Here is a 1,395-nt window from a genome sequence, read left to right as displayed (position 1 = left end):
ATACAAAAATGCTCTGCGTTCTTGCAAATAAGCGTCAAGATTGGCATATGAATCAACACCAGTATATTGAAGATTAACAATGTCAGGATCTATTTCAGTCTGAACATTTTCAACATTTACGCGGGTGGAAAATTCATAGATAGGTTTATCGAGAGAATCGAACATGATATTTACCTTTAAGGGCTTAATCATGCTGCCAGAGGCAACATGATAATTGCCACTGGAAGAAAGGGTTAGAATATGCGTTTCAACCGGTTATAGCGCATGTTATCCGGTAATTAGATAGTAGCAAACACACCCTGAAACAACAAGTTGAGTGTAACTGGCTCGACACGTTATGCTTACTTTGTAAACAAAACAATATTACACAAGGTATCATGGTGAAACTATTCAAAAACAGAATTATTTATGTTCTTCCACTATTTTGCAGTATATGCGCTCATGCGGATTTTACAGCGCATTTAAGTCGCGTGATCGATGGTGACACCCTAGACGTGGTTAAAACACAGTCTGGCTCTTTAAAGGCCGCTCAAGAGACAGTAAGGATACGCCTTACTGGTATAGACGCTCCAGAATCAAAACAAGCATACGGGCAGGATGCTAAAAGGCGTTTGTCTGCGCTAGTTACTAACCGTTCTCTGAGGGTCAAAGAAGATGCTAAAGACCGTTACGGGAGAACACTAGCGTTCGTGACTGCCTGTAAGGTTAGGTATAAAAAGGGAACTGAAAACTGCACTCCAGTTAATTATACGCTAGTTTCTGAGGGGTTAGCCTGGGCGTATCGCTACCATAATCGCCCAAGTGATCGTATAGCAGCTCGCTTAGAGACTTCTGCTAAAGGTTCTCGTCTTGGTCTTTGGGCTTCTAATTCCCCCGTTGAACCTTGGAAATGGCGGCGTATTCATCGCAACTAAGGAAACTAGGAGATTGCCAGGCTCAGTAAACACCCTATAATACTGTATAAACATACACTGTTTTGGGTGGTTTATGGGCGGGAAGGACAGTAATTATCAAGTAGTCTATCGTGGAGAAAAGCTGGAAAGATTTATACCGGGTGGATGGGTTTTCTTTCAGCGTAGTAAAGAAAGTGGGGGCGGTTATTGGTTCGGGCGTACTTACGACTACGTTTTCATGCTTGAGTTTGACCAGCCTACCTCACTTCATGAAGGAATTAAATACATAGTAATTGCTGAAAATGTTGAAGCAAAAAGCCATATTTTTGACGATGATTTTATTCTAGATGGTTGATTTTTAAACTAAAGATTTTTTAAAATGCAATAACTATATAAAATGCGTTATCGCCCCTGCTGGGACAGGTAAATTTCATTTTTGGGCCTGATGATTCTGGCCCATTTTTATTTCGTCACATCATGTTAGCAGGGATTTAATTAAATC

At 40.6% G+C, this 1,395-nt stretch carries 2 protein-coding genes; both read left to right on the top strand.

Translation table 11 applies throughout. From position 1 onward, the window contains the following. The first annotated feature begins 377 nt into the window (after nucleotides 1-377). Nucleotides 378-914: a thermonuclease family protein gene (locus HP459_RS22945; RefSeq protein ID WP_171936924.1), complete on the top strand. Its 537-nt coding sequence runs from the start codon at nucleotides 378-380 to the stop codon at nucleotides 912-914. A 73-nt stretch (nucleotides 915-987) separates the two neighbouring features. Continuing rightward, the gene (locus tag HP459_RS22940; protein ID WP_171936923.1) at nucleotides 988-1,248 is read left to right on the top strand and encodes a hypothetical protein; all 261 of its coding nucleotides are present in this window, start codon (nucleotides 988-990) and stop codon (nucleotides 1,246-1,248) included. Nucleotides 1,249-1,395 lie beyond the last annotated feature (147 nt).

The sequence above is a fragment of the Enterobacter sp. CM29 genome (assembly GCF_013179605.1).
Taxonomy (GTDB): Bacteria; Pseudomonadota; Gammaproteobacteria; order Enterobacterales; family Enterobacteriaceae; genus Enterobacter; species Enterobacter intestinihominis.
Note: the sequence above shows the minus strand (reverse complement) of the source record. Positions and strands in the feature narration are given on the sequence as shown.

Coding starts and splice junctions, on each gene's coding strand:
- HP459_RS22940 (WP_171936923.1), top strand. CDS start 988: ATGGGCGGGAAGGACAGTAATTATCAAGTAGTCTATCGTGGAGAAAAG.
- HP459_RS22945 (WP_171936924.1), top strand. CDS start 378: ATGGTGAAACTATTCAAAAACAGAATTATTTATGTTCTTCCACTATTT.